The sequence below is a fragment of the Pseudokineococcus basanitobsidens genome, assembly GCF_037482545.1.
GTDB classification, from domain to species: Bacteria; Actinomycetota; Actinomycetes; order Actinomycetales; family Quadrisphaeraceae; genus Pseudokineococcus; species Pseudokineococcus basanitobsidens.
In genome coordinates this window covers 9,652-12,068 of record NZ_JBBIAA010000040.1, presented here as the reverse complement: position 1 = coordinate 12,068, position 2,417 = coordinate 9,652, and the positions used below count along the sequence as shown (strand labels likewise).

At 71.2% G+C, this 2,417-nt stretch carries 3 protein-coding genes and 1 pseudogene; 2 read left to right on the top strand and 2 right to left on the bottom strand.

Annotated features, from left to right (window positions below):
• Positions 1 to 24: 24 nt before the first annotated feature.
• Complete coding sequence (locus WDZ17_RS16660) at positions 25 to 309, bottom strand: hypothetical protein (RefSeq protein WP_339576305.1); 285 nt, start codon at positions 307 to 309, stop codon at positions 25 to 27.
• A 393-nt stretch (positions 310 to 702) separates the two neighbouring features.
• Entirely contained in the window at positions 703 to 1,239 is a 537-nt protein-coding gene (locus tag WDZ17_RS16655; protein WP_339576304.1) for a GrpB family protein, read from the bottom strand.
• 282 nt (positions 1,240 to 1,521) lie between these two features.
• Here WDZ17_RS16655 and WDZ17_RS16650 point away from each other — a divergent pair, with 282 nt between their 5' ends.
• Together WDZ17_RS16650 and WDZ17_RS16645 are read left to right on the top strand one after the other, a co-directional pair.
• Entirely contained in the window at positions 1,522 to 2,178 is a 657-nt protein-coding gene (locus tag WDZ17_RS16650; protein WP_339576303.1) for a helix-turn-helix domain-containing protein, read from the top strand.
• Positions 2,175 to 2,417, top strand: a pseudogene (locus WDZ17_RS16645) (MFS transporter); the annotation flags it as partial. The gene WDZ17_RS16650 and the pseudogene WDZ17_RS16645, both read left to right, overlap by 4 nt.

Below are 2,417 nucleotides of genomic sequence, written 5' to 3'. Positions count from 1 at the left end.
CACCCCAGGTCGGGGCGTCTCACCTCAGCCTGCCAGGGAGGGGAGCGCCAAGACGTGCAAGGTGATCCGACCGATCAAGTCCTTGCCTCGGCCCAGCAGCCATCCCGCCACGAGGGAGGCCATAGGTACGTGCACCAGCAGCGTCGCTGCCAGGGTCATCAGGAGCGAGGGTCCACTGGCGAGTCCGAAGCGATCCTGGGCCGTGCTGACGGCGACCGACGCGATGACCAGCTGCCCGACGGCGAAGAGCGTCAAGAAAAGCGCCGAGACCCAGGTTCGCTGTGGACTCACATCACGTGCGACGGTCACAGCCGAGAAGGTAAGCCGAGTTCACCTCCTCTCGCTGCCCCCTCGCCTGCCTCGTCACCGACGAGCGCAAGCAGGCGGTAGCCCACCGACAGCGCGCGGAGCGNCCGAGAAGGTAAGCCGAGTTCACCTCCTCTCGCTGCCCCCTCGCCTGCCTCGTCACCGACGAGCGCAAGCAGGCGGTAGCCCACCGACAGCGCGCGGAGCGCGTCCCAGCAGACGACCGCCTGGCGGCACGGCCGCGGCCGCAGGAGACCAGCGCCGCCGCTCCCCCGGCGGCCGTCCCACATCCGATCGTTGGCCGGACAGCGTCCCGCTGTCGATCGGCGATCGGCACGCCGTGCGGAAGCTGAGGCGAGGTCGCGTGCCCGCCGGGCCCAGCCACCGCCGTCCGCGTTAGCGCTCGTCTCGGCAGAGGACCTTCCGGATGAAGCCAGCCTTGCCACGGTTGTAGGCACCCCGGTCGTCACCGACCAACAAGGCGAGGTCGCGCTTGAGACGGGCGTAGTCCATAGCGAGATCCGGCCGAGATCGCAGCTGGTCACGGAAGTACAAGTGCTGCCGCTCCCAGGAGGACCCGGCCTCGCACACGTGGACATGAATTACGCGCGGCTGACCGGCTGGTGGGCGGAAGAAGAGGTGATCCTGGCCACGAGCTCGGAGCACCAGCCCCAGCGACTCCAGGCCGGGCCGGTAGCGCCCCTCGTCGGCCACTGCAGGCACGGAGACCTGAAGGTCCACCACGGGCTTGGCGACGAGACCTGGGACCGCGGTGGAGCCGACGTGTTCGACACGCGTAGCGGTAGCGAGCGCGTCGTTGATGCGGGCGATCCATGTGTTGGCGATCGCGCGCCAGTGGGGTGAGGCCTCAGCGAGCTCGACTGGTTCGCCGCCAGCCCGGTCGAACCACTCGACGCCCTCCTGGTCGCTCACCGGGACAGCCTGACGGCTGTGGGGCTGCTGCACGAGGTCGTGGCCGCGGAGCCGTCATGCCGAGTCGCGTCCCAGGAGGGGACCGCCTACTGGAGCACCTCGCGACTCCAGGCGCGGTCCGGGCTCGCGGTCGTGATCTTGTGTCACTGGGGATCGTCATCTGACACGCCGGGGGCACCGCGGCCCGTCGGATTACTTCACGCCAGCCGACGGCGAGTCGCCGGCGCTCGGGTTCCGAAGGAACTGTTGCGCACCACCTCTTTCGCACTTACCGTCCGCGGCATGGCAGCCCGGCAGCCGAACCGACGGCTCGACGACGTCCAGGACCTGCGGGTGATGGCGCACCCGCTGCGGGTGCGCCTGTACTACGCGCTGATCGCGCTGGAGGCCGCGACGGCCTCGCGGCTGGCGGAGTCGGTCAACGAGTCACCGGCGCTGGTCAGCTACCACCTGCGCCAGCTGCGCGAGCACGGGTTCGTCGAGGAGGCCCCGGACCTGGTCAGCGACCGCCGGGAGCGGTGGTGGCGCCCGGCGACCGACGGGTTCCGGTTCTCCCTGCCCGAGGCCGACGACGTCCCCGAGGCCCGTGCCGCGGCGGTCGCGTTGCAGCGCACCGCCCTGGCCAACCAGCTCGAGCGGCTGGAGTCCTGGCGAGACGAGCAGCCCTCCTGGGGTCCGGAGTGGTCGCAGGTAGCGGTCTCCTCCGACGTCATGCTCCGACTCACCCCGGCCGAGCTCGCCGCGATGAACGACGAGCTGCACGCGGTTCTGCGCGCCTACCGCGGACGTGCCCGCGACGACGCACGGGGAACCACCGACCCGGCCACCCGCGGCGGCTCCTCGACCGGTGCAGGCCCCACACCCGGTGAGGACGCGGACGTGGCCGACGGGCGCGAGCACGTCTTCCTCTTCCTGCACGCCTTCCCGTTTCGGCCGTGACCGTCACCGCACCGCCGACCAGGGCGGCCTACCGCGACCTCAACGTGCTGCGGTGGATCGCCGGACTGTTCCTCAGCCTGCTCGGCGACCAGGTCTTCTTCATCGCCCTGGCCTGGACCGCGACCCAGGTCGCCTCTCCTGCGGTTGCCGGGCTCGTCGTGGCCGCCGGCGCTGTCCCCCGCGCCGTCTTGATGCTCGGCGGCGGGGCCCTGGCCGACCGGGCCGGGCCCCGCCGGGCC